The organism is Halalkaliarchaeum sp. AArc-CO (assembly GCF_024972735.1).
Classification (GTDB): Archaea; Halobacteriota; Halobacteria; order Halobacteriales; family Haloferacaceae; genus Halalkaliarchaeum.
The window spans coordinates 2041389-2065073 of the sequence record NZ_CP087723.1 but is presented as its reverse complement, the minus strand read 5'-3'; the positions used below and the strand labels follow the sequence as shown (position 1 = coordinate 2065073).

General features: G+C 66.7%; 23 protein-coding genes. 5 read left to right on the top strand and 18 right to left on the bottom strand.

The genetic code is table 11. The annotated features are described in order from the left end of the window. Nucleotides 1-12 precede the first annotated feature (12 nt). Nucleotides 13-555: a DUF7122 family protein gene (locus AArcCO_RS11000; protein WP_259533521.1), complete on the bottom strand. Its 543-nt coding sequence runs from the start codon at nt 553-555 to the stop codon at nt 13-15. Then, complete coding sequence (locus AArcCO_RS10995; protein ID WP_259533520.1) at nt 552-1460, bottom strand: RsmB/NOP family class I SAM-dependent RNA methyltransferase; 909 nt, start codon at nt 1458-1460, stop codon at nt 552-554. The genes AArcCO_RS11000 and AArcCO_RS10995 overlap by 4 nt, the downstream gene beginning before the upstream one ends. 116 nt (nt 1461-1576) lie before the next feature. Here AArcCO_RS10995 and AArcCO_RS10990 point away from each other — a divergent pair, with 116 nt between their 5' ends. Beyond that, nucleotides 1577-2317, top strand: coding sequence for a proteasome assembly chaperone family protein (locus AArcCO_RS10990; RefSeq protein ID WP_259533519.1), 741 nt, complete (start codon nt 1577-1579; stop codon nt 2315-2317). A gap of 61 nt (nt 2318-2378) precedes the next feature. Here the strand turns inward: AArcCO_RS10990 and AArcCO_RS10985 are convergent, their stop codons facing one another. The 5 genes from AArcCO_RS10985 to AArcCO_RS10965 form a co-directional block, all read right to left on the bottom strand. Next, nucleotides 2379-3749, bottom strand: a complete 1371-nt coding sequence (locus tag AArcCO_RS10985; protein WP_259533518.1) for an isochorismate synthase — start codon at nt 3747-3749, stop codon at nt 2379-2381. A 73-nt stretch (nt 3750-3822) separates the two neighbouring features. Further along, nucleotides 3823-4152: a transcription factor S gene (locus AArcCO_RS10980; protein ID WP_259533517.1), complete on the bottom strand. Its 330-nt coding sequence runs from the start codon at nt 4150-4152 to the stop codon at nt 3823-3825. 78 nt (nt 4153-4230) lie between these two features. Next, nucleotides 4231-4674: a DUF8135 domain-containing protein gene (locus AArcCO_RS10975; protein WP_259533516.1), complete on the bottom strand. Its 444-nt coding sequence runs from the start codon at nt 4672-4674 to the stop codon at nt 4231-4233. Beyond that, on the bottom strand, nt 4667-5596 hold the full coding sequence (locus tag AArcCO_RS10970; protein WP_259533515.1) for a hypothetical protein: 930 nt from the start codon (nt 5594-5596) through the stop codon (nt 4667-4669). The genes AArcCO_RS10975 and AArcCO_RS10970 overlap by 8 nt, the downstream gene beginning before the upstream one ends. Nucleotides 5597-5629: 33 nt before the next feature. Beyond that, entirely contained in the window at nt 5630-6472 is an 843-nt protein-coding gene (locus tag AArcCO_RS10965) for an RAD55 family ATPase (RefSeq protein ID WP_259533514.1), read from the bottom strand. A 124-nt stretch (nt 6473-6596) separates the two neighbouring features. Here AArcCO_RS10965 and AArcCO_RS10960 point away from each other — a divergent pair, with 124 nt between their 5' ends. From AArcCO_RS10960 to AArcCO_RS10950, 3 genes are all read left to right on the top strand, one after another. Continuing rightward, nucleotides 6597-6878, top strand: a complete 282-nt coding sequence (locus AArcCO_RS10960; protein ID WP_259533513.1) for a DUF5808 domain-containing protein — start codon at nt 6597-6599, stop codon at nt 6876-6878. A gap of 88 nt (nt 6879-6966) precedes the next feature. Then, complete coding sequence (locus AArcCO_RS10955; protein WP_259533512.1) at nt 6967-8358, top strand: M28 family metallopeptidase; 1392 nt, start codon at nt 6967-6969, stop codon at nt 8356-8358. Nucleotides 8359-8566: 208 nt separating this feature from the next. Continuing rightward, a complete protein-coding gene (locus AArcCO_RS10950) occupies nt 8567-9040 on the top strand; it encodes a CHRD domain-containing protein (RefSeq protein WP_259533511.1) in 474 nt (157 codons plus the stop codon). 57 nt (nt 9041-9097) lie between these two features. On the opposite strand, the gene AArcCO_RS10945 is transcribed toward AArcCO_RS10950, so the two are convergent. The 7 genes from AArcCO_RS10945 to AArcCO_RS10915 form a co-directional block, all read right to left on the bottom strand. Further along, nucleotides 9098-10240, bottom strand: coding sequence for a BamB-related PQQ repeat family beta-propellar protein (locus tag AArcCO_RS10945; protein WP_259533510.1), 1143 nt, complete (start codon nt 10238-10240; stop codon nt 9098-9100). Then, nucleotides 10237-11250: a M48 family metalloprotease gene (locus tag AArcCO_RS10940; RefSeq protein ID WP_259533509.1), complete on the bottom strand. Its 1014-nt coding sequence runs from the start codon at nt 11248-11250 to the stop codon at nt 10237-10239. The genes AArcCO_RS10945 and AArcCO_RS10940 overlap by 4 nt, the downstream gene beginning before the upstream one ends. Before the next feature lie 71 nt (nt 11251-11321). Continuing rightward, on the bottom strand, nt 11322-12158 hold the full coding sequence (gene nth, locus AArcCO_RS10935; RefSeq protein ID WP_259533508.1) for an endonuclease III domain-containing protein: 837 nt from the start codon (nt 12156-12158) through the stop codon (nt 11322-11324). Nucleotides 12159-12214: 56 nt separating this feature from the next. Continuing rightward, the gene (locus AArcCO_RS10930; protein ID WP_259533507.1) at nt 12215-12667 is read right to left on the bottom strand and encodes a DUF371 domain-containing protein; all 453 of its coding nucleotides are present in this window, start codon (nt 12665-12667) and stop codon (nt 12215-12217) included. Between the two features lie 71 nt (nt 12668-12738). Beyond that, the gene (locus tag AArcCO_RS10925) at nt 12739-13638 is read right to left on the bottom strand and encodes a hypothetical protein (RefSeq protein ID WP_259533505.1); all 900 of its coding nucleotides are present in this window, start codon (nt 13636-13638) and stop codon (nt 12739-12741) included. A gap of 5 nt (nt 13639-13643) precedes the next feature. Beyond that, nucleotides 13644-13820, bottom strand: coding sequence for a hypothetical protein (locus AArcCO_RS10920; protein ID WP_259533504.1), 177 nt, complete (start codon nt 13818-13820; stop codon nt 13644-13646). 116 nt (nt 13821-13936) lie between these two features. Then, nucleotides 13937-14620 carry a LysE family translocator gene (locus AArcCO_RS10915; protein WP_259533503.1) on the bottom strand — a complete coding sequence of 228 codons (684 nt, stop codon included), beginning with the start codon at nt 14618-14620 and terminating at the stop codon, nt 13937-13939. A 110-nt stretch (nt 14621-14730) separates the two neighbouring features. Between AArcCO_RS10915 and AArcCO_RS10910 the strand changes: the two genes are divergently transcribed. Then, the gene (locus AArcCO_RS10910) at nt 14731-15543 is read left to right on the top strand and encodes a CPBP family intramembrane glutamic endopeptidase (protein ID WP_259533502.1); all 813 of its coding nucleotides are present in this window, start codon (nt 14731-14733) and stop codon (nt 15541-15543) included. A 33-nt stretch (nt 15544-15576) separates the two neighbouring features. Here AArcCO_RS10910 and arcS read toward each other — a convergent pair whose 3' ends face one another. The 4 genes from arcS to mutS form a co-directional block, all read right to left on the bottom strand. After that, a complete protein-coding gene (gene arcS, locus AArcCO_RS10905; protein ID WP_259533501.1) occupies nt 15577-17400 on the bottom strand; it encodes an archaeosine synthase subunit alpha in 1824 nt (607 codons plus the stop codon). A gap of 108 nt (nt 17401-17508) precedes the next feature. Further along, nucleotides 17509-19005 (bottom strand): tRNA guanosine(15) transglycosylase TgtA, encoded by a 1497-nt coding sequence (tgtA, locus tag AArcCO_RS10900; RefSeq protein ID WP_259533500.1) that lies wholly within the window; start codon nt 19003-19005, stop codon nt 17509-17511. 85 nt (nt 19006-19090) lie between these two features. Next, nucleotides 19091-20905: a DNA mismatch repair endonuclease MutL gene (mutL, locus tag AArcCO_RS10895; protein ID WP_259533498.1), complete on the bottom strand. Its 1815-nt coding sequence runs from the start codon at nt 20903-20905 to the stop codon at nt 19091-19093. Next, on the bottom strand, nt 20898-23606 hold the full coding sequence (gene mutS, locus AArcCO_RS10890) for a DNA mismatch repair protein MutS (protein ID WP_259533497.1): 2709 nt from the start codon (nt 23604-23606) through the stop codon (nt 20898-20900). The genes mutL and mutS overlap by 8 nt, the downstream gene beginning before the upstream one ends. Between the last annotated feature and the right edge of the window lie 79 nt (nt 23607-23685).

Here is a 23685-nt window from a genome sequence, read left to right as displayed (position 1 = left end):
GCACAGAACGTGTTATCGTGGATCGAGCGATTCCTGTCGCCCCTTCGGAACGACCGACCTGAGCTCGCCGTACAGGTACAGCCCGACGCCGATCGGCTCCGGTTCGCCGGCGTACTCGTGTGTGACGATGAGATAGCCCCAGTCGCCGTCCCAGTCGACCTCCTGGTCTTCGCCGGCGAGGAACCGGGTCGCGGTTTCGCCCTCGACCTGGATCACGTTTTTCGTCGCCTCGCGCCCGAATCGCTGGACGGCGTTCGTCGTCGGTTTCCAGTGTTCCTGTCTCGTCCGGAGGAACGCGAGCCCGAGCCCTTCGATTTCGATCGGCGATGGCGCTTCCCCGCTGTACGCCCAGATCTTCCCGGCGCCCTTCTCCCAGAAGCTGTGCTCGTCGAACGTCGAGGGCGGGACCGCGAACCGGTCGTCCCACCATTCGAGCACCTCCGCCCGCGTGGCCCGTCCGGGAACCGTCCGTTCTGCTGCAGTTTCTGGGAGCCTGTCGAACCGCTGTCCGTCGTTCGTGGGAGTGGGTTCGGCGCTGTCTTCTCCGGCAGTCATCCCGTCACCTCCAGCGTCGCACAGTAGAACCCGCCGGTGTCGTTGTGGTGGGGATACACCCGGTGAGTGTCCCGAACGCTGTCGTCGTACGTTTCACCGCCCCACTCGGTAACGCCCTCGGCAGTGACAAGCGGGAGGTCGACCGGATCGATCCGACACGGTTCCAGATCGAGGACGTGATCGACCACTGCCTCGTTCTCCTCGGGCGCGAACGTACACGTCGAGTACACCACCCGGCCGCCCGGCGCCGTCAGCTGGAGCGCCCGGCGCAGCAGCCCCTTCTGGATCCCCGTGATCGACTCTACGTGATCCAGTGTCCACTCCTCGAGGACGTCAGGATTCTTCCGACACGTGCCCTCACACGAACAGGGGACGTCGACGAGGACTCGATCGAACGTGTCGAAACCGAACGGTTTCACCGAGAAGTTCCGGCCGTCCTTGTTCGTCACCGCCACGTTGGTGACCCCGAGGCGCTCGCAGTTGTGCCGCAGCGCCGATAGCCGACCCAGGTTGTTGTCGTTGGCGACCAGCGTTCCGCGGTCGTCCATGGCGGCCGCCAGTTGACTCGTCTTGCTTCCCGGGGCCGCACAGAGGTCGAGCACGCGCTCGCCCGGTTCGGGGGCGAGCGCAATTCCGGGCAGCACAGACACCTCCTCCTGGCCGTGGAGCCAGCCGTGGACGTACGCCCAGTTGCGCCCGGGACTGTGCCCGCCGAGCCGGAACAGGCCCTCGTGCCAGTCGACTGGCTCGTAGTCGACGCCCTCGGAGTCGAGCCCCTGTCGGGCCCGCTCGACGGTCGCCTTGATCGTGTTCGTGCGCACGACCGACGGGAGCGGGCGGTCGCAGGCTGCCCGGAACGCCGCCGGATCGTCGACGAGCGGTTCGTACCGCTCGAGTGGGTTCATACTCGCCTCTCGGCGGGAAGGCGTTTGTCGGTTTCGGAGTCGGCGGCCAGTACCCCGCCTCCCGGGTACTGCGGGACCGCACCACACTTTATATGTTCCGTCGAGTTGCCTCTATTATGGCACACGTTCGTATTCTCGAGGACGACGTCGAACTGACGGAACCGTACATGATCGAGGGGCTTCCGGGCGTGGGGCTGGTCGGAAAGATCGTCGCCGATCACCTGATCGATGCCCTCGAGATGACTCAGTACGCGAACGTCCACTGTAGCGGGCTCCCGTCCGTCGCACGATACGAGGAGGGGGATCCGACGCTTTCGACGCCGCTGAGACTGTACGCTAACGAAACCGGCGACCTTCTGGTATTGCAAAGCGACATCCCGGTCTCGCCGGACGCGGCCACGGAGATCGCAAACTGCATCCAGGGCTGGTTCGACGAGGAGGAGGTAACGCCCGTGTATCTCTCCGGGATTCCGCGGGAGAAGGACGCCGAACCGCCGGAGCTGTACGGGATCTGTGCGGGCGACGGCGGTCGACTGCTCTCGGATGTCGGTATCGGCGATCCGACCGAAACCGGGATCGTAACCGGGCCGACGGGGGCGTTGCTCGCTCACGCCATCGAGAACGACACGACTGCTGTCGGCTTCGTCGTCGAATCGGATCCGCAGTTCCCCGACCCGGAAGCTGCCCGGATCGTCATCACGGAGGGGATCGAACCGCTGACGGGAAGGGAGTTCCCCGTCGACGACCTCGTCGATAGCGCAAGCGAGATCAGAACGGCGAAAGAACAGCTCGCACAGCAGATGCAAAGCGGCGGCGAGGAGAGCACACAGGTGCAACCGCTGCGGATGTACCAGTAGTTCTGTCGGACGGAGTTTCGGACGGAGTTTCAGACTGAGTTTCGGACGGAATATCGGAGCGCTATTTTTCTTCGGAGCCGTCTGCGTCCTCGAGGACGTTCAAGACCGGCTGGAACTTGAGCTGCGCTTCGTCCCACTCTTCGTCGGGATCGCTGTCGCCGACGACGCCGACACCGGCAAACAGGGTCGCACTCGATCCGGCTGCAAGCGCCGACCGGAGCGCGACCGCGAACTCGCCGTTTCCGGCGGCGTCGACCCACCCCACCGGTGCGGCGTACCAGCCGCGGTCGAACGGTTCCGTCTCCCTGATCGTCTCGAGTGCGCGTTCGGGCGGAACGCCGCCGACCGCCGGGGTCGGGTGTAACGCCTCCACGAGTTCGAGAACGCCGCGATCGCCGACCAGTTCGGCGGTTATCGGCGTCCAGAGGTGCTGGACGGTCGCGAGCCGCTTGATCCGTCGTTCCCCTGTCGAAATCGAGGCCGAAAACGGGGACAACTGGTCGCGGATCGCCTCAACCACGAGCTCGTGCTCGTGGGCGTTTTTCGGGTCCGTTCGGAGCTGCTGTGCGAGCCACTCGTCTTCGGCGGGCGTCTCGCCGCGGCCGGTCGTGCCGGCGAGCGCTCCGGTCTCGACGGTCCGACCGTGCAGAGAGACGAGTCGTTCCGGCGTCGCTCCGAAGAACGCAGCCTCACCGTCGGGCGTTTCAAAACAGAAGCGATAACAGTCGGGATACGCGCTGCCGAGCCGATCCAGCGTCGAGCCCGGATCCAGTTTTCCCTCGAGTTCGACTTCGAGCGCCTGGGCGAACACGACCTTGGTGAGTTCGTTTCGCTCGATCCGGTCGATCGCCGACTGGATCGACGCGCTCCACTCTTCGGGGGTGGTGGTCCGCCGCCGCTTTGCGATCCCCGGCGGGGTCGGGGGAGACGCTGCCTGCGACGTCTCGGTGAGGCGGTCGAACTCGGCGTCGAGACGCCGCTCGACGTCCTCGACCCGCGCGTTCTCTCCCGCCTCGGTGACGGTCAGCCACGCGCCCCGATCCGTGAGCGTAACCTGCACGCTGGGCAACAGAAACCGCGCGTCCGGATATCCGTCCCACGTCGATCCGTCGTCGTGTTCGCGGTGATCCCCGTCGCCGCCGTGAAAGGAGAACCCGCCGAACACGCGAGGACGAGCCGCCTCGGTTCCCGCGTGGACGTCTCCGGAATCGAACAGCGTCTCGATCGCCGATGCCACCTCTCGAAAGCGGTTCCCCTCCGTCGCCTCGATCGTGGCGGCCGCTCCTCCGGCGACGACGAGTGCACCCTCGGGGGGGCCCCAGACAGTTCGAGGTGGTGAGAGGGCGTCGAACGCTGTCCGGAGCGACGTCTCCGGCAACTGTCTGGCCCGGCTGACGAGGCCGGGGCGGTTCCTCGTTCGGGGCGACTCCATCGACGGACAGTGAGGGTGCCGGACTCTTAGGGCTGACTATCCGCCGAACCGGGTCGACCGACTGTCGCCTCGATCAGTTGTAGTCCCGCCACCGGTGGCCACACTCCTTACATTTGAAAAACCGCGTCGGCGGTTCGTCGGCGGAGGCGGTCTGTTTGATCGTGTACCACGCCTCGCCGTGGCCACACTCCTCGCAGGTGACGTCGTCCGCCGTCGGTTTGCCCTCGAAGTTCGCCCCTTCCTCGGTTTCGATCACGTCGTCGTCGCGCTGTTGGTCCGTCGAGACGAACTCCGCGGCCAGCCCCTCGTCCCGTTTTGCGGTCGCACCGCAGTCGTCGTTCGTACACGTCATTTCTCCGTCCTGTGACACCATCATCGAACCGCACTCCTCACAGAACTGCATGTCTCCGTGTATACGACCTCGTCAAAATTAATCGTGTGGATGGACGCCGCCACCGGCGGATCCGCCGCCGGTCGGGAGTCAACGCGTCGTCGATTCCGGTCCGCCCCGCTCGATCATCGGACAGCCTCGAACCCTGAACCTCTCGCTGTCGACGACCTCGAGGATCTCGGTTCCGTCGTGGGTGCATTCAACCGCCGGCGGTGCCGACAGGTACCGGCAGCGCTGGCAGAACGACCGCTTGTCGACGACGTCCGCTTCCACCCTGTCTTTTTCATCGACGGGAGCCAGCGTCGACTCGCCCGCGGACTCCCCCTCGCCGAGCGTCTCCCAGACGTCCTCTATCGGCTCTTCCTCGTCGTCCATCTCCTCGAACGGATCCTCGGGCGAGCCGTCCAGTTCTTCGAACGGGTCCTCGGACGAGTCGTCCAGTTCTTCGAACGGATCCTCGGACGAGTCGTCACCGTCGTCGAGTTCCGCGAAGGGATCGTCCCTCCCGTCGGGATCCCGGTTCGGATCACTCACGGGCGGTCGCCCCCCGTCGGTCGTCAGACTCGTCGTTCCCGGGATCCGCTTCAGGGGCAGTCTCCCCCTCCAACGCCGGCCGATCGTCCGCCAAAAGCGTCGCCGAACCGAAAAAGCCCCGCGACGGGTCGATCTCCCGGAACCCCGCCTCGCAGTGCGGACACCTCGGGGCCGAAAGCAGCGCGACCGTGACCGTCCGACCGCATTGCCCACAGTCTGCGGTCCGACTCCCCGTCCGGTTCGCTTCCCGTTTGAGCGCGTCCAGTCGGTCCTGGGTTTCGAGCCTCGCTTCGAGCCGGTCGGTTCGTCTTCGGAGCCCGACGACGGCGCTTGCGAGCCTGTCGAGTTTCCCCTCGATTTCCCCGGTTCGATCCTCGACGGCACCGAAACGCGTCGTGAATTCGTCGACGCGGTCGGTAGTTTCCGCGAGATCGGACTCGAGAGCCTCCATGTCCTGACGCTGCGCTTCGACGTCGATCGACTCCTCGAGCTCCGTCAGTGACGCTTCCAGGTCTGCCAGCGATTCCTCGAGAGGTTCGATCCGGTCCGTGACGTCGGCGATCGAGTTGTCGATCTCCGGGTGCGTGTGGTCTTTCTCCGCCCGGTCGTGGGTCTCCTCGAGAACCTGAATGACGCGTTCGCGGACGTCCTCGATCCCCTGCTGGAACTCCGCTCTGGTTTCTTCGAGTCGGTCGGGGAGCCGTGCGATCGACTCGAGGTCGGGCGGGTTCTCGCCGTCGGTGCCGAGCTCGGTGCCGTCGGTTCCGGGGCCGGCGCCGTCGGTGGCGAGTCGGTAGACGGCGACGATGCGATCGAGTTCCTCCCCAGGAGTCCGGTCGGTCCCCTCGACGCGGTCGGTCAGCCACGATTCAAGCTCCTCCTGCAGCTGTGGTGTGGTCGTACTTTCGCCGGTATCAGACATTCTCGCTTCCCCCGAGATGGCGTCGGCATCTACTCATCGGATCTTCCTCACGTCGCTTATGTCGAGTCCACCCTCGTGGATCTCTACCTCGAACTGTACGATGTCCTCCTCCTCGAGACGGGACAGTACGCCCCGGAACTCCCGGACGACCATCGTTCTCGCCCGCTGGGATCCGCCCGTCTCCCAGGAGAACCGCAACGTTCCGCTCGCGGCGTCCATCAACGCGCCGAACTGTCGGTCGGTGATCGCGTCCTCGCTCACCAGAAGCAGTATCAGTCCGTCCCAGCGGAACGCGGCCTTCTTGAGCCCGCGAACGAGCATGATGACGTCGTCCCATCCTCGTTCCATCTCGCCACCCCTCGCGGTCGTGAGATCGGTCAACGAGTCGAGCAGGACGAGGTTCCCCGGCGCGTGTTCGCTCAGATATTCTCCCAGCGTGCTGAGGACTCCATCTCGCCGTTCGCGCTTTCCCATCTCTCCGATCGAGGTGGCGTTTCCGAGATACCACTCCCGCGGCAGCGGGGATAGCTGGAAGTACTCGGGTGAGAAATCACGAAACTGAATCTCCTCGATCGCTGCGTCGACGATCTCTTCGGTCATCGTGAACGCGAGTTCCCGACGGAGCGATTCCGGCCCCTCTGTCAACGAGAGATAGTGAACTTCCGGCGGGACCGACACGTTCGGGTCGAGATCGCCGTAGTGCAGCGAAAACAGTTCCTGATCCGCGTGTGACAGCGCGTTCATCGCGGCGCTGGTGTACAGAAACTCCCGTGCGCCGGCACCTGACTCCTCGGCCAGGAGGACGACGCTTCCCGACGGCGCTCCCCCGCCGAGAAGCCTGTCGAGTCGCCCCACGCCCAGCGGTAAGCTCCCCATAACAACCGTGTGGATGCGCCGGCCGCTTAGCCGTTACGGCGTCTGGGTGGGTGGACTGTTCTCGACGCAGATGTACCCGAACGCTGACACAAACGATTTATCCCGTCCCGTCGTTGGTTTTCGTATGGCAGACAAACCCGAATCCGGCGAGGTTTTCGGCGTGCCGTACAACTTCGAGCGACCGAGCCTCGGTCGGATGCTTTCGGCCTACTGGCAGCCCGGCAAGGGGATGCTGGTGCAGAAGCCGTTCGGCATCGGCTACACGCTGAACCTCGCGAACTGGCGGTCCTGGATCGCGCTCGTGGTCGTCGGGGCGCTCTTGTGGCACGACCGGGAGTCCCGCAGTGACGTCGACACCGAAGAGGAGCAGGACGACGGGCCCGTCGAAGTAATCGTCGACGACTGAGGGGATATCGACGCGCAACTGAATCGCCCTCTCGGGCCGTTCAGCCGCTTTCCCCAGGCTTTTTCGCCCCCGTCGCGTGGCTTTCAGCATGTCAGACGATCCAGCCGAGCCACCGTCCACGGCGGATGTAGCGGGGACGTATCCGCCGGCGCTTCTGGACGCGCTCGGACGCACGTGGACCGATCGCAGCGCGTGGGAGTTTCTCACCGAGATCACCGCGATCGGGAGTCGCATGGCCGGCAGTTCCGGAGAGCGACGGGCAGCCGAGACGGTCGCACGGGCGTTTCGGGACGCAGGCGTCGACGACGTGACCGAAGAGACGTTCGAACTGACCGGCTGGAAGCGGGGGGAATCTACCCTGGAACTGCTGTCGCCACGGGAACGCTTGTTCGAGGCGATCGCGCTCCCGTACTCCCCGTCGGGCGAGATGACCGGCGACCTCGTCGACGTGGGGTACGGCACGCCCGACGAGATCGACGATCTCGACGTCGATCTCGAGGGCCGGATCGCGGTCGCCTCGACGACGACCCCGCCCGGCGGGCGATTTATCCATCGGATCGAGAAGTTCGGCTACGCGATCGAGAAGGGGGCGGAGGCGTTCGTCTTCGCAAACCACGTGGCGGGACAGCTCCCGCCGACGGGGGCGCTCACGTTCGGGGAGGAGGCTGCCGCCCCGGCGGTCGGGGTCAGCAGCGAAACCGGCGAGTGGCTCCGGGAGTACGCGGTCAACTCGCCCGGGGGGACGGGAACCGTCCGCCTCGCGGTCGAAGCATCGACCGCGCCGGCCACGAGCCGGAACGTCGTGGGACGTCTCGGCCCGGAGACCGACGGGACGCTGCTGTTGCTCGCCCATTACGACGCCCACGACATCGCCGAAGGGGCGCTGGATAACGGCTGCGGGATCGCGACCGTCATCGAAACCGCCCGGATTCTCTCGGCGGTCGAAGACGAACTACCGACCCGCGTTCGGGTCGCCGGCGTCGGCTGCGAGGAGGTCGGACTGCTCGGCGCGGAGGCGCTTGCAGACCGGCTCGATCTCTCCGACGTCCACGGCGTGATCAACGTGGACGGCGCCGGACGCCACCGAAACCTGGTGGCGTACTCCCACGGATCGGAGGCGACGGCGGGTGCCACAAAGGACGTGTCGGAGGCGACCCGCCAGCCGATCGAACTCGAATCGGAACCGCATCCGTTCTCGGATCAGTGGCCGTTCGTCCGGCGCGGCGTCCCGGCACTGCAGCTCCACAGCGACAGCGGCGAGCGCGGACGTGGCTGGGGCCACACCCACGCCGACACTCGAGACAAAATTGACGACCGGAACGTGCGCGAACACGCCATGTTGACGGCGCTTCTGGCGTTCGAACTGGGGCGGCGGGAACTGCCGCGACTGGACGACGAAAAACTCTCCGCGGCGTTCCGCGAGGCCGAATTCGAGGTCGGGATGCGCGCGGCGGACCTGTGGCCCGAGAAGTGGGAGTGAGTCGGGGGCTATCGGAGCTCCGCTGTTCCGATCTCTCTATCCCTGTCGATATTCGGAAACGAGTAAAAGAAAACTGACACATATTCAGAAATATGCTTATCCCCGTTGAGGGCCGACAGTAGTAAATCCACGGAGGGATGTACCCATGGTTGACAGAACATACACGTCGCGTCGTACAGCACTGAAGTTGATCGGGATCGGTGGGGGTATGCTGCTCGGTTCGGGGACAGCCACCGCCGACCACGGGGGTTCACATCCCGGTGCCACGTTTTTCGCCCGCCTTTCGGACAACCCCTCGATTCCAGGGCACGACAAAGTGCGGTCCAGAGGGCGAGGAAGGGTGGAACTGGAGGGTGATTCAGACGGGACCGAACTCCACTTCGAACTGCACGTCGCAAACCTGGAAGGCGGTGCATTTGCGGCCCATATTCACGGCGAGGGGCGAGCTGACGGGCCGATCTGGGTGACGCTGTACGAGGGTGAACCAATCAACGACGAAAAATTAACTGGAACCATTCGTGACGATGACGTCGACAAGTCGGTTGGAACCGTCCGGAATCTCATCTGGAACGAACTCGTCGAGGGAAACGGCGTCGTAAACGTTCACACGAAGTTCGAATCGGGTGGGGAGATAGCCGGCATAGTCAGACCACGTCCCGTTGGCGGATGGATCGCCGTTTGAAAAACGATCCAGCAATACGGCGTGCTCTCGGTTCGGAGTTCGAGTCGCTCGAGACCCTTATCCCAAGAGCCCGGGCTCTTCGTCGACCCGCTGGAGCCAGACGATTCCGCCGGCGGCGAGCAGAAACGCGACCGTCTCCCCGTCGATCCAGCCGTCGACGACCGAACAGCTCCCCCGGTCGAGCGTTCGACTCCACCGTCGCCCCTCGGAGTCCACGCCGATCGCCTCGCAGTTTTCACCGAGCGAGTAGACGCCCTCGGTCCCGGCAACGATCGGCGGTGCGGCGCCGACGTCCGCCGTCTCCCATCGTCGATCACCGGTGTCCCGGTCGTAGGCGGTCACCCTCCCGTGAACCACGAGGTGTACCCGACCGTCGGCGATCGCCGGCCGAGCGTCTCTGCCTTGGACAGTGGTCGACCAGCGGACGTCCCCAGTACCGGTGTCGACAGCCGCGAGGTCGGTGTCGTCGCCGGACAGGCTCCCTCGTGCTCGGAGGACTGTCAGGTCACCGTCGACCGCGAACGTCGCCGGTCCGTCGATCTCGAACTCCCAGCGAGCCCCGCCGTCGGGATCCAGCGCGAGCGCGGCCGACTCGATCGCGGCCAGCACGACCCCGTCCTGGGCCTGGAGCGTCTCTGCTGGTCCAGCAAGGCTTCGTTCCCAGACGACAGTTCCGTCCCGGACTGCGAGGAGTCTGTTTCCGTCGGGGACGTACACCGTCCCGTCGGCGGCGGCGATCGGTGCGTCCGGGTCGTCGAGTTCGATACGCCAGGCCTCTTCGAGGCCGTCGGTGTCGTCGGTTTCGTCGGCGTCCTCGCGGGCTCGGATCGGCTCGGAGGCAACGAGGCGTCCCGCCTCGTCGAGGACAACGAGGCGTTCTCCCAGCGCCAGGTCCAGGGTCGGTTCGAGGTGGACGAACTCGCCGATCTCCTCGGCGTCTCGGTCGGTGATGTGCACGGTCGTTGCTGTCTCGAACGATCGATCGCCGAACTCGCCGACCCACTGCTGGCCGCTTTTGGCGGCGGCGATCCGATCCCCCTCGACATCGAACCGGTTGCTGCCGCCCAGCCCACCGATCCCTGTTAGGAGCGACGCTTCCCTGCGCACGTCACCGCCGCCGGGGGCGTAGCCACAGCCGGCGATCCCGGTGGCGAGTCCGGTTCCGATCGCCGCGAGGAGTCGTCGTCGGGAGTTCTTCATTCCACTTCACCAGCCAGTTCGCGGAGGCGGTCGATGCGGTCTTCGGTCTGTGGGTGGGTGTCGGGGAAGATGTCCGTGGAGACGAGTGCGGCGTCGGTGAACGATCGCGCCGAAAGCGGGGCCACGTATAACGCCTCGGCGCCGCCGTCGAGCTTCCGGAGATCACGGTCCGGAATCTCGGACATCTCTTCGTCCAGGGTTCGGAGTGCGCTCGCGAGGGCTGCTGGCTCGCCGGTCAGCGTCGCCGCCCCCCGGTCGGCGGCGTACTCGCGGTATCGCGAGAGGATCCGATGGATCAGCACGCTCGCCGCCCAGAACAGCGCGGAGATGGCGATGGTAACGACCGCAGTGACCGTGAGGACGATCACCGCCTTCGCCAATCCCCGGCCGTTTCTGCCGGAGGAGCTGCCGGCGCCGAGGGCTCGGTAGGTGCCGTACAGCAGGTACGCCGCCGCGAGCGCCAGGTAGTAGGTAACCGTCGGGAGGAACCAGGCGACGGTCATGACCGTCGCGTCGCGGTTCTTGAGGTGGGCGATCTCGTGGGCGAGAACCGCCTCGAGCTCCTCTCCGTCCAGGCGGTCGAGCAGCCCCGTCGTCACGACGATCGACGCCCTCGCGGGCCCGCGGACGGCGGCCGCGTTCGGGGCGTCGTTGCTCGTGACGGCCACGTCGGGGGGTTCGATATCCGCCGCCTGTGCGAGTCGGGTCACCGCGGCGTGCAGTTCCGGGCGCTCGTCGGGAGCGACGCGGCGGGCGCCGATGCTCCCAAGCACCGTCGACGGGCCGAACCAGATCTGCGTCGCCAGTCCCCCGAGGACGATCACAACGGCCAACAGGGGGCTGACGTACACGCGACCGTGGTATGGGCCGTGTCCGAACGACTCGAGCAACGGGAGGAGCACGTGGTTTATGGCGGCCACGAACGCGTAGATGAACCCGAACGGCAGGAGGACCACCAGTGCGCTGGCTATCAGAATCCGACGTCTGAGGGCGGGGTCCGGGGAGTGCATGGGAGGGCAGGTATCCGCGTGGTGTTCGCAGCCGACATTAAATCGTCCGGTTCGCTCGGCTCTTCGATCCGCTACGGCTCGACTGCGTCGGCCGGATCCACCGCTTCACCGTCGAGTTCGTCGATCCCGATCCGATCACACTGGTTGTACAGCGGACACGCCTCCGGCCCCTCGAGGCACGCGGGTTCCCGCGCCGTGCAGTACTCCCGACCGAACTGGATCATCGAGGTGTGGCCGAAGCCGCACTTCTCGCTGGGGACTGCAGCCTCCAGCTGTTCGCGTACCCCCTCGTGATCGGCGTCGGGCGGGGCGAGACCCATGCGACGTGCGATCCGATGAACGTGGGTGTCAACGGGAAAAACCCCGTCCTGTCCGCCGGAAAACAGCAGCACGCAGTCGGCCGTTTTGGGGCCCACCCCCCGGATCGACAGCAGCGTTTCTCGGACCTCCCCGGGGTCGCCCGTCGTGACGTATTTGTCGAAGGCAGCCGCCGACCCGTACTCCTCGAGCACCCATTCGGCCGCCTGGCGGATCACCTTCGACTTCTGGTTGTACAGCCCGGCCGACGAAATCGTTTCAGCCAGCTCAGATCGCTCGGCGTCGGCGAGCGCCCGGGCGAGGTCGCCTCGTTCCGGATTGCCATCGACTGGATCCTCTTTCGACCCGTACCGGGCCAGCAACTCGTCGAACGCTGGTTGGCTCGCCTTGTCGGAGGTGTTCTGTGAGAGGATCGTCCGGACGAGACACTCGACGGCCGCCTGTCCCCCGTACGCCTTCTCCCAGTACATGTCCCCGAGCTCGTCGACGACTGCCTCCGCTCGGGTCTCCGGCTCGCCGTCCGGAAACGCCTCCGCACGTCCGCCTCCACCGGCGCCACCGCTTATATTTTCGGCGGGTTCCTCGGCCATGATTCGCCGTACGGTTTCCACCGACGAGAACGTTTTCATAGCCGAGGTCCGGTCTCTCACTCGACGGTAAGCGTCAGGGTCGCGTCGGCCCCCTCGGCCAGTGCCGCCACGAGTTCCCTGTCGAGACCGACGGCTGCGCAGTCTGCCTCCACGAGCACGGTTCGGTCGTCGACGTAGTCGCTCGTCCGTCCCACCAGGCTTCGGTCACTTTCGAAGGTGAGTTCCGGGTCGCCTCGGCCGGTGATGGTTTCGACGAGCGGTCCTTCACCGTCAACCGAGTCGCCGCGAGTTACTTCCAGCTGGGCAGTAATTGTCGCGTCTCGACTCTTGCAGGCCTCGACGAACTCCGGGGAGAACTCCGTCGGTGTTCGGTCGGCATCGACTGCGAGGATGCAGTCGCCCGCCGGCGTGAGCCAGTCGTCGCTTGTCACTTCGAAGGTGCTTTCGTGTTCGCCGATGACGTTCTCGTGACCCCTGGCCCTGATCGTTTCCGTGAGGGCGTCGTCCATACCGGCTATGGCGGCCTGAGAACCAAGTCCCTGACGACCTTCGGCCGGACCGGCCCCCAAAAACGCGACTCTCACCACATCGATCGCGTGTACTCGAACGCTAGTTCGTCGACGTGTCCGGGGTCTAACCCAACGTCCTCGAACATCCGGCGGAACGTCTCTCGGTACTCGGCTTCCGGGATCTCCTCGCCTGCAGGGAGGTCGATCCGGAGGTTGAAGCCGCCGAGCCGATCCAACTTGAGCCGATACTCGTGGTCCCCATCCCGGTGGACGACTGCGAGGCTCTGGACGACGAAGTCGACGTCGGCGAACTGCACGTCGTCTCGGAACGAGCGTTCTGTGTACCAGCCATCGCCCCCAGTCTCGGATCCCTCCACGGCGTCCCGCTCCGCCTCGATGTGGGCGTACGCGTTCTGGAACGTCACCCGATCGGAGACGTCGATCCGCGGGGTTCGCGTCCCCGCGACCACCTGCTCGCGGAGGTCGTTGGCGTACGTCTCGGCGGTCGATCGATCGACGTCGAACGAAAGCAGGATCCGTTCGACCAGCCACGCTTCCGGCGGGAGGGATTCGAGGTCGAAATCCTCCATCACCGTCCGCCAGTCGAAGACCGCAACCGACGTGCCGCCGGTCAGTTCGACGACCAGCACGATCTGGGGCGTGTGGTAGAACGCGAACTCGAATACGCGGTAGTCTGGACCGAGGAATTCGTCGAGCCGCGAGATTCCCTCCGGATGGATTCCGCCGGGTCGCCGCGCGTTCACGTAGTAGGGCTCCTCGACGGTGTATCCTGCGTCACGCGCGTTCGTGATGACGGCCTCGTAGTCGGCGTCGTCGGGGCCGACCTGGCCGGGGTCCGACCAGTATACCGCCGCGTCGTTCCAGGGGCCAACACAGCCGGCGAGTGAGCCGATACTGATCGCCCCGCCGACTGCAACCACCCGTCGACAGAACGATCTGCGCGTCGTCATTTCGATCACCCGAACGCCCGCATGAACCACGCGAGCAACGCGAGGCCGAAGAGGACAAGCGCCGTCCCGATGCCGAGAACGATCGTCGCCTGTGCGTGTTCCTGACTCCGGAGGTACAGTCCCAGCGCGATCAGCACGATACCCAGGCCGATCGACACGTACGAGGTGAGGATGACTACCATACTGGAACTGTCGCACGCAGCGGTGAAAAAATGTATGTGAGCTATGATGTCTGTTCTCTCGCGGGCGATCTCGGAGGAGGCCTTCGCCGGAAGGCCGGAGGGCTGTGTCCGGTGGGTCAACCCAGCAACGTCGCGGCCGCGTCCGACAGGAAGTAGACGCCGAACCCGGCGAGCACGAGCGCCGAGAGGACCGCGACGACGGGCGCCATGCTGTCGATTCGCCGCTCGGCGTACACGAGCGCTGCCGGGTAGGCGACGATCCAGATCCCGATTCCGACGAACAGCCCGCCGACGAGCGCTGCCGAGCCGGTCTCGACGATGACGGTTCCCGAAAGCGCGTCGCCGACGTACGGCACCTGCGCGAACAGGTCGACCCGTCCCGGACGTAAAAGCGCCGTACCGATCGTGAGCCAAAAGAGGATCTGATAGGGGTTCGACAGCCCGAGTACGAGCGCCTTCCTGAACCCCCGGCTCTCTGGGAGCGACCCGTCGGTCGGTCGGAACGACGCGCGGGCGCTCCGGGTCGCGTCGTACGCGAAGTACAACATGAACAGCCCGCCCGCGCCGATCATCACGCCCTGCAGGGTTTCAAACCGTTCGACGACCGCGACGACGCCGACGGACGCCAGGACGAAAAACAGCAAATCGGCGACGCCCGCACCCAGTCCGGCCAGCACGCCTTCTCGCCACCCTCGGACCACGCTCTCCTCCGCGATGATCGCGTTCATCGGCCCGGGCGGTGCCGCAAGCGCCAGGCCGAACAGTGTTCCCAACAGCAGCGAACTCAGTGTCGATACCACACCGTATCGGCTGACAGCAGTCCCGATAAATGGATTGATTCGATCCAGCGGATCGTCCCGGAGCTGATCGAACACAATATTATTGACAGTTCGAAGCGTTCCCGTTCGGTATGCCGCGAGCGTGGATCCGACGCAACCAGGTCCCCGCCTTCCTCCTCGTGACGTTCGCCTGGACGTGGTTCTGGCACGGGATCTTCTTTTTGTTCGGCCTGTGGGACGAGCTCCTTTATACGGCGATCCCGTCCGTCTGGGGCCCGCTGATCGGCGCGATCACCGTCGTCTGGGCGGGCGAGACGACGTTCCGGTCGTGGTTCCGGCGACGACTTAACTGGCGGCTTCGGCCCACACTGTATCTCCTCGCCGTGCTCGCGCCGCTTTTCGTCACAAACCTGCAACCGGTGATCGGGGCGATCGGCGGGGGGATGTTGCGGTACGATCCGCCGGCTTCCGTCGGCCTGATGGTGGTGTGGGTCCTCGTGAACGTGTTCGTCTGGGGCGGAACCGAAGAGATCGGGTGGCGAGGGTTCCTGCAGCCACGGCTCCAGGAGCGGACGTCGGTGTTCACCGCGGGACTCGCGATCGGCGTGATCTGGTGGGCGTGGCACCTGCCGATGTTCCTTACGGGCGATCCGAACTACTCGCTCGCGCCGTGGGCGTTCGCGTCGTACGGCGCGATGATACTGGGGATCTCGACCGTCCTCGGCGCGCTCGTGAACGCGACTGACGGGTCGGCGCTTCCGGCGATGCTGTTGCACGGAACGACCAACCTCGGCGCAGTGATTGCAGTCTCCGGCGGCCTGCTCGGTGGCTCTCCCGTCCTCCCGCTCCTCGGGGGTGCTCTCTGGTGGCTGATCGTGCTATCGCTTCTGCTCAAGAACGGTCCGTCAATGGTGGCGGAGCCGTCGATCCAGCCCCGGGTGTGACCGCCCCCGGTAGTCAGCCCCGGATTGCGGGGACTACGTTTCTTCCACGTGGCGAACCGCGGAGGCGACGCCCCGCGTCGATTCCACCATTTCCGGGCCCGACATCGCGGCGCGTCCGACGGCGAACGCCTTCGGCCCCTCGATGACGACCTCGTCGCCGACACGGATCGCGTCGTCGGCGTCGACGACACCGGGCGCGAGCACCGAGCCGTGGGGGACGAACCCGTCGATCTCGACCCGTTTCGTGGGGGCGTCACTGTCGACCCACTGGCGCGCCCCGGCGAGGGTGAACGCCAGGGTACCGTACTGCGGCACCACTGTCGCCAGCTGGTCGCTGTCGTCGCCGCCGCGGTCGACGTCGCGGGCCCGGATCTGGAGCTTCGGATACCGGCCGGTCGTCTCGATCGCACCCTCGCCGAAGACGTCATCGCCGGCAGCCGGCCCGAGCATGTAGTCGGCGATCGCCCGGACGGTGTTGTGTTCCCGCTGCCGCTTCGCGTACGCCAGTTCCCCGTCGAGAGCATTCCGGAGGTTCGACAGCGAGTCCCCCGACGTCGGATGCCCGTCGCAGGTGAACTCGAACGGGACGTCGGCCTCCTCGCTGACGCGCTCGCAGATGTCCCGGTAGCCCTCGTCGGGGACGTGTGCGATCACCCGCGGGTAGTCGTTGCCCTCGAGATACCGCCGCAGAACCTCCGAGACGAACCCCTTTTCGTCTTCGGACCACCGGCCCGTCACCACCGTGTCGTAGTGCTGTGCCGGATACGTGAGCTCCAGCTCCTGTGGTACCACCCCGATCGGTGAGGTCATCGAGACGATGTGGGCCCGCCAGCCGATCGCGTCGTGGAACTGCTTGTGGCTCTGTGATTCGCTGTACGGCTTCCGGGCCGAGCAGGGGAGCAACACGAGCGGTGCGGAAAACCGGTTGCGGTACCGGGTCGTCACCCGGTCGGCGAACCGCTGGATCTCCACCCGCCGGATGGTGTCCTCGCTGGCGGCAAGTAGTTCGGTGTCGCGCACGACGGGCGTCCGCCGTTCGAGGTAGCCGTACTCCGCGTCGAACTCCCGGAACGTCGCGGTCAGCCACGCTTCGTGGCGGGCCTGCCCCTCGATGTAGTCCCGGAGCCGTCCGGCCCGGATCCGCTCGCGAACCCGGCGGAGCTCCGCCTCCAGCGCGTTGACGTTGTGCTGGCTGCAGTCCTCGCGGGTAAACTCCTCCCGGGGGCCCTGACACGCCGGACACGAACAGGGGAGTTCGGTCAGATCCTCGAGGAAGTGTTCGCCGTCGGCAGTGAGGTATCGGCCGCGGGAGCCGGCGATCCGGGCGTACGTCCGATCGAACAGGTCGACGCCGACAGACGAAAGCGTCGCGACGTTCGCCGGCGTCGCCACGCCGGAGAGACACAGCGCTGTGTCGGCCGGAATCGCCCCCTTGACCGCGAGGATCGCCTCCTTCAGGCCGGCGGCATGGCCGATGAACCCCTGGACGTCGGAGAGAACGTACGAGTCAGGTGGGTGGTCGACCTCGTCGCCGGGAGCGATGTCGAGCTCCGCCTCGCCCGACAACTCGACAGCTTCACTGGAGACGACTGCAGCGGTCGGCGCGTCGACGTCGGTCGGATCGACCGCGAACGCCTCTCGAACGTCCGGCGGCGTTCCGGACGGAAACGCCCGGTGGGGAAGCACTGTCAACACCGAGTCGTCCGGCTCGGGTATCTCCCGATCGGCGGCCCACAGCGAGCCGGCGTCCCGGAGCCGGCCGTCGATCGTCGCCGGCGTCACGACCGGCGGATCGAGCCGGAGCTCCCCGAGCCGGGCGGCGGCGTCCCGCTCGAGGACTTCGAAGTAGTCGGTCATGAAAACGGATCGCACCCGGAGGCGGGAAGCTTTTGCGTTCCGTCGCCGGGATCTTACACCGGCGCAGGCCGGGACAACCGACCGATCGCTCCCTCTCCTTGCGGCCGATCACCCGTCGTCGTTTCGGCGCTCGATCGCCGCGAGGCTTTCGAGTTCGACCCGGTCGGGAAGTCGATCGATCGCCGAGTCGACCCAGTCGTCGTGTGCAAGACGGATCCGGCTCTCCGGCGCCACCTCGGCCAGCCGGGCGACGCCGTCGGCGGCGGCACGCTGGGCGGTTTCCTCGGATCGATCGGGCGTCTGTACGGTGAGCGGATACGTCTCTGCGAGTTCACGGGGATACGGCCCGAACGGCGGCTTGATACGCCAGACGGCGTCGTACTCGTGTGTTCTCGGGACCCCACCTTCGGTGACCAGTACGCTGTCGGGAACCTCGAGCCGATCGAGCCGCTCGTGGTGCCGGCGGACCTCGGGTCGGCGAGCGCTTTCGGGGGAGACGGCGAAGAACGTCCCCTTCGAGGTGGGATCCTCTCGTTCCAGCTGTGTTGCGCCGTCGAGCAACGCTCGGTAGCCATCCAGGAGTGCGGGATGTCCCCGGGCCCGACGCTCGACGAGTTCGAGCAGGCGCCCCTGCCGGATCGCCTCCTTGATCCGGCGGAGCTCCCCGAAGCTGACGTGGAGGTTGTGCTCGGCGAGCAGCCGCTCGGTCTCCGCTTCGTCGGCGTCTCGCAGTTCGTCGGGGGTGTGTTCGACGCAGACTGGACACGAGCACGGGAGATACGACAGCTCCGAAAGGTGCTCCGTTCCGGACGCGGTGAGATATCGTCCGTCGCGGGCGTAGATCGCATACGCCGCGGAATCGAACAGGTCACACCCCGCCGCGACCGCCAGCGCGAACGTCATCGGGTGGCCCGCTCCGAACAGGTGGACGGGGGCGGCCGGACCGAGCCCCCGCTTTGCGGCGAGGACGGCCTCGATCATCTCGCCGTAGCGGTAGCTGTTCATCAGGGGGACGACGGCGCCGACGGGGAACACGTCGAGGTCGGTTTCGCCGGCGCGTTCGGCGGCCTGCTCTCGGAGATCCGGATACGTCGATCCCTGGATCGGTGCGTTGACGAGCATCTCTCCGGTGTTTGCGGCCTCGGCGTCCGACAGCGCCATCGCGGTCGTCTCGAGGTCCCGTTCGGCCTGCTCGCGGTCCACGTCCGGCGGCGTCGGAATGTCGACAGGGGTGGCGACGTCGGAGCCGATCTCCCGCTGGAACGCGAGGATCTCCTCGGTCGTCACGTCGATGTCGCCGTACTCGGCGAGCTGGAACGACCCCGAGTCCGTGGCGATGACGCCGTCGAATCCGAGCATTTCGTGGAGCCCTACCGACCGGGCCTGTTCCCGGAGGTCGTCGTTCGAGTGGATGATGTAGGAGTTGGTGATCAGTATCTCGGCGCCGAACTCCCCACGCAGACGGGACGGAGCGATCGTCTCCAGGTTCGGGTTGATCACCGGCATCAGCGCCGGCGTCTCGACGACTGCGTCGGCCCTGGGGACGGACAGCTCCCCGATCCGGCCGAGACAGTCGGCGTCCCGCAGCTCGAAGCAGTCGCGCATATCCGTCCTGGAGCGGGCGCGTCACTAAGCCTTTCGAGTGGGATCGAACCCGGACTCCGGCCGTGGGGCGGGGTGAGGGCTCACCTCACCGGAACCGGGTCTGCTCGCGGCCGAACTCCCGGGCGAGCGTCGCCTCCTCGATTCGCACCAGCGTGGGCCGTCCGTGGGGACAGGCGTACGGTTCATCACACTCCGCGAGCCGGTCCAGCAGCGCGTTCGCTTCCGAGTCGGTCAGCGTCTCTCCCGCCGATAGCGACGGATGGCACGCCAGGTCCCGGAGCAGCCGGTCTCGTCGCCGATCCGGTGTGCCGCCGTCGGCCAGTCGATCCAGCACGTCACGGAGCAGTTCGGGGTCCGTCCCCCGTCCCAGCGGGGCTGGCACCGCCCGCACCCGGACCAGGTCGCCGCCGAACGGGTCGGCGTCGAAGCCGAGTTCCCGGATCGTCCCCTCGTTGGCCTCGAACACTGGGAGGTGTCCCGGATCGAGTGATACGGTCGCCGGCGGCTCCAGCTCCCGGTTCGGGATCGGTTCACCGGAGAGAGCCGCCCTGAGTCGCTCGTAGTTCACCCGTTCGTGGGCCGCGTGGCCGTCGACGACGAGCAGGTCGCCGTCGAGTTCACACAGCAGATACAGCTCCCGATACTGGCCGATGACGTCCGCGCTGGCGATCGATGCGGCGGGCCCGGTCGCGTCCGCGACGTCTCCGGATTCGAGCGGGGTCGCGAAGTCCGTCGGCGCGGCGGCGGCACGCTCGACGTCTGCGGTCTCGAGTCCGTCGGAGACGACGGCCTCGATTGCTGTCTTCACCGTCTCGGAGACGGACAGGGCGACCGTCCGTTTCGCCGGATGGACGTTCGCGTCGACGAGCCTGGGTGGCAGCCGGACGTCGATCGCGACGATCGGGTGGCGTCCCTCGGGAAGCAGCGTCCCGAACCCGGATTCGACCGCCCGGGCGAGCCCGGCGTTCGACACGGGGCGACCCCCGATCGCGACCCGGGTGGCCTCCCCCGTGGCCCTGGTCTCGGCCGGCGAGACGATCGCCCCCTGGATCCGACACTCGAAGGGATCGTCCGGGGTGAGGGGGTCGTTCGGGGTGAAGGGACCGTTCGGGGGCTCCTCGCTCGCGTCGATCTCACCGGCGCCGATCTCGACGGTCCGATCCAGTCCGATCGCCCGGCGGGCCACCTCCCTGCCGTACACCGACAACAGCGCCCCACGGACACCGTCGCCGTTCGTCGAGAGCGTCTCCCGACCGTCGTGAACCAGCACGAACGCCACGTCGGGGCGCGCGAGCGCGTAGTCCGCGACGAGCGTCGAGATCCGTGAAAACTCCGTGTCCGGATCCGAAAGCGACGCCAGCCGGGCTGGTCGGTCGGCGAACAGGTCGGTTACCTCGACGGTGGTACCCCGGCCCCGGCCGGCGTCGGCGACCGTCTTTTCGCCGCGTTCGACGAGTACGCGAGTCCCCCGGTCGCCGCCGTCGTTAGTGAGGACGTCGAGCGTCGCCGCCTCCGCGATCGCCGCGAGCGCCTCGCCCCGGAAACCGAGGGTGTCGATCCGCCGGAGATCGTCCGCCGTCTCGATCTTGCTCGTCGTGTGCGGTTCGACCGCGAGTTCGGCGTCCCGTCGACTCATTCCACAGCCGTCGTCGGCGACGCGGATCCGTCCGGAACGGCCGGTGGGTTCCGCTGACTCCCGGTTCTCCCGATCCGTCCCGTCGCCGTCGACCGTGACTTCGACTCTGGAGGCTCCGGCGTCGAGGGCATTTTCGACGAGTTCGGCGACGACCCGCGCCGGCCGGGTGGTCACCTCGCCGGCGGCGATCCGTTCGATCGTCTCGGTGTCCAGCTCGCGGACACTGGCTGCCTCGCCGTCGGCACCGGTATCTCCGTCACTCATCGTCGAGCCGTTCCTGGAGCTCCTGGAGCGTGAGCAGCGCCTCCATCGGAGTCGTCCGGGCCAGGTCGACCTCCCGGAGCGCCGAGAGCACCCCGTGTCGACCTGCGGGGACGTCACCTTCCTGGCCGGTTCCGTCGCGGGGGTCGGTGTCACCGTCGTCGTCCACGGTGCTGTCCGAACTCCCTTCGTCGGCTCCGGCCGGCGAGCGCTCCGTTCGGTCCACCGCCTCGAGGAACTCCCGCGCACGCCGGACGACCGGCTCGGGGACGCCGGCCATCTCGGCGACCTCGACGCCGTAGGAGGACGAGGACGGACCGCGGGCCACCCGGTGGAGGAACGTCACGTCGCCGTCCTCTCGGGTCGCCGTGAAGTGGAGGTTGAACACGCGCTCGTACTCGTCGGCGAGCGTCGTCAGGTCGTGATAATGGGTCGCAAACAGCGTGGTCGCTTCCAGCTCCTCGTGGACGAATTCGACGGCGGCCCGGGCGATCGCCTGCCCGTCGGTGGTCGCGGTGCCGCGTCCGACCTCGTCCAGCAGAACGAGCGAGTCGGGGGTTGCGTCGTGAAGTACCTCCGTCAACTCGGCCATCTCCCGCATGAACGTCGACTCCCCGCCCGCGATGTCGTCGCTCGCGCCGACCCTCGTGAAAACCCGGTCGACGACCGGAAGCCGTGCTCGCTGGGCGGGAACGAAGCTCCCCGACTGCGCGAGCACTACACACAGCGCGATCTGACGCATGTACGTCGACTTCCCGCTCATGTTGGGGCCGGTGATGACGGCGATGCTCCCCCGGGGAAGCGTGGCGTCGTTCGGAACGAACTCCGATTGGGTCCGCTCGACGACTGGGTGTCGTCCACCCTCGATCTCGATCTCCCCGTCGGATCGAACCGACGGCCGGACGTATTCCCGCTCGACTGCGACGGTCGAAAGCGAGGCGAGCGCGTCGAGTTCGGCGATCGCCGACGCGAGCGCCTGGATCCGGTCCGCCTCGGCGGCCACCTGCGATCGAACGCCGGTGAACAGTTCGTATTCGAGGGTGTCGGCGCGCTCGGCGGCCCCGAGGATCTCGTCTTCGCGCCGCTTCAGCTCCGGGGTATAAAAGCGCTCGGCGTTCTTCAGCGTCTGTCGCCGGCGGTAGTCGTCCGGCACCCGGTCCAGGTTCGGATCTGTCACCTCGATGTAGTAGCCGTGGACCTGATTGTGACCGACTTTCAGCGAGTCGATGCCGGTCCGTTCCCGTTCGCTGGCTTCGAGATCCGCGACCCAGGCCCGGCCGTCGCGTTCGGTCGCCCGCAGGTCGTCGAGCCGTTCGTCGAATCCTTCACAGACGATACCACCTTCCGTAATTTCCGTCGGTGGATCGGTGGCGATCGCCTCGTCGATCAGTTCCCGGACGTCCGAGAGCGGATCCAGCCGGTCCCGGAGAGCTTCGAGGGGATCACTTTCGCGTTCCGCGTCCGACCCGCCGTCGTCCGAGAGCGCCGCCCGGAGTTCCGGAACGATCTCGAGGGTCGCGTGCAGCGACCGGAGGTCGCGTGCGTCCGCCCGTCCCCGGGAGATCCGGCCGACGAGACGCTCGAGGTCGTACGCCGCTGCGAGGTGGTCACGTATCTCCTCGCGGACGATCGGGCGATCGGCGAGCTCTGCGACCGCCTCGTGGCGGGCCTCGATCCGGTCCCGGTCCAGGAGGGGCCGTCTGAGCCAGCGTTCGAGCCGCCGCCGCCCGAGCGCCGAGACGGTTCGATCGAGGCTGTCGAACAGCGTGGTCCCGTCCCCGCTGTTGCGGTTTTCGAACAGTTCCAGCGACCTGAGTGCAGCCGAGTCCAGCCGGAGGTGGTCCCGCGTGTCGTACCGCCGGATCCGGGAGACGTACTCCAACGGCCCGTCGTCCCCCTGAGTGTACTCGGCGTACGCGAGCACCGCACCGGCGGCGCGGCGCTGGACCCGCGAAAAACGGCGTTCCGGCGCGGCGACGTACTCGCCGAGACGCTCGCTCGCGCGGTCGAGTTCGAACGCCGCCGGATCGTACTCGTTTTCCTCCCAGTCGGCGCCGACCGTGTCGGGCGGGAACTCGGGTCCGTCGGGTGATCCGAGGAGCTCGGCGGGGGCGATCCGCTGGAGTTCTTCGGCGATCGTCTCGCGGTCGCCGTCGGTGACCAGACACTCGCCGGTGGAGACGTCGACGGCGGCGAGCCCGACGAGGTCGGCGGATCTACCGTCCGGGCCCCCGTCGGCCGTCGTCTCTCCGGCAACCGCGGCGACGTAGTTCGCCGTGGCGCTTTCGAGCAGCTCGTCGTCGACGATCGTTCCGGGGGTGATCACCTGCGTGACCGCACGGTCGACCAGCCCGGTCGCCTCCTCGGCGTCCTCCACCTGGTCGGCGATCGCGACCCGGTAGCCCGCATTCAGCAGCGCTTCGAGGTAGGAGGCGGCGTTGTCGATCGGGATCCCGGCCATCGGGTATTCGCCGGTCGAATCCTCGCGTTGGGTCAGGGTCACCTCACAGATCCGCGCGACCGCCTCGGCCGCCTCGCAGAACGCCTCGTAGAAGTCGCCGACCTGGAACAACACGAGCGCGTCCTCGTGGGCTGTACACAGTTCGACGTACTGGGTGAGCATCGGCGTCAGCTCGTCGTCGACGGGCGCCATCGACGGCGGCACCCCGGTCACGCGCTCCTCGTCGATCCCCGCTTTCGCCATCGTTGTTCGATCACGTGTGCGGCAGGGAGATAAACGCCACGCCGTCGGATACGACGAGCGTTTAAGGCAGGGGACAACC

Coding starts and splice junctions, on each gene's coding strand:
- AArcCO_RS10965 (WP_259533514.1), bottom strand. CDS start 6,472: ATGGGGAGCTTACCGCTGGGCGTGGGGCGACTCGACAGGCTTCTCGGC.
- AArcCO_RS10980 (WP_259533517.1), bottom strand. CDS start 4,152: ATGCAGTTCTGTGAGGAGTGCGGTTCGATGATGGTGTCACAGGACGGA.
- AArcCO_RS10940 (WP_259533509.1), bottom strand. CDS start 11,250: ATGCACTCCCCGGACCCCGCCCTCAGACGTCGGATTCTGATAGCCAGC.
- tgtA (WP_259533500.1), bottom strand. CDS start 19,005: ATGCGCGACTGCTTCGAGCTGCGGGACGCCGACTGTCTCGGCCGGATC.
- arcS (WP_259533501.1), bottom strand. CDS start 17,400: ATGACCGACTACTTCGAAGTCCTCGAGCGGGACGCCGCCGCCCGGCTC.
- AArcCO_RS10910 (WP_259533502.1), top strand. CDS start 14,731: ATGCCGCGAGCGTGGATCCGACGCAACCAGGTCCCCGCCTTCCTCCTC.
- AArcCO_RS10930 (WP_259533507.1), bottom strand. CDS start 12,667: ATGGACGACGCCCTCACGGAAACGATCAGGGCCAGGGGTCACGAGAAC.
- AArcCO_RS11000 (WP_259533521.1), bottom strand. CDS start 555: ATGACTGCCGGAGAAGACAGCGCCGAACCCACTCCCACGAACGACGGA.
- AArcCO_RS10970 (WP_259533515.1), bottom strand. CDS start 5,596: ATGTCTGATACCGGCGAAAGTACGACCACACCACAGCTGCAGGAGGAG.
- AArcCO_RS10945 (WP_259533510.1), bottom strand. CDS start 10,240: ATGAAGAACTCCCGACGACGACTCCTCGCGGCGATCGGAACCGGACTC.
- AArcCO_RS10955 (WP_259533512.1), top strand. CDS start 6,967: ATGTCAGACGATCCAGCCGAGCCACCGTCCACGGCGGATGTAGCGGGG.
- mutL (WP_259533498.1), bottom strand. CDS start 20,905: ATGAGTGACGGAGATACCGGTGCCGACGGCGAGGCAGCCAGTGTCCGC.
- AArcCO_RS10920 (WP_259533504.1), bottom strand. CDS start 13,820: ATGGTAGTCATCCTCACCTCGTACGTGTCGATCGGCCTGGGTATCGTG.
- nth (WP_259533508.1), bottom strand. CDS start 12,158: ATGGCCGAGGAACCCGCCGAAAATATAAGCGGTGGCGCCGGTGGAGGC.
- AArcCO_RS10985 (WP_259533518.1), bottom strand. CDS start 3,749: ATGGAGTCGCCCCGAACGAGGAACCGCCCCGGCCTCGTCAGCCGGGCC.
- AArcCO_RS10990 (WP_259533519.1), top strand. CDS start 1,577: ATGGCACACGTTCGTATTCTCGAGGACGACGTCGAACTGACGGAACCG.
- AArcCO_RS10960 (WP_259533513.1), top strand. CDS start 6,597: ATGGCAGACAAACCCGAATCCGGCGAGGTTTTCGGCGTGCCGTACAAC.
- AArcCO_RS10995 (WP_259533520.1), bottom strand. CDS start 1,460: ATGAACCCACTCGAGCGGTACGAACCGCTCGTCGACGATCCGGCGGCG.
- mutS (WP_259533497.1), bottom strand. CDS start 23,606: ATGGCGAAAGCGGGGATCGACGAGGAGCGCGTGACCGGGGTGCCGCCG.
- AArcCO_RS10950 (WP_259533511.1), top strand. CDS start 8,567: ATGCTGCTCGGTTCGGGGACAGCCACCGCCGACCACGGGGGTTCACAT.
- AArcCO_RS10925 (WP_259533505.1), bottom strand. CDS start 13,638: ATGACGACGCGCAGATCGTTCTGTCGACGGGTGGTTGCAGTCGGCGGG.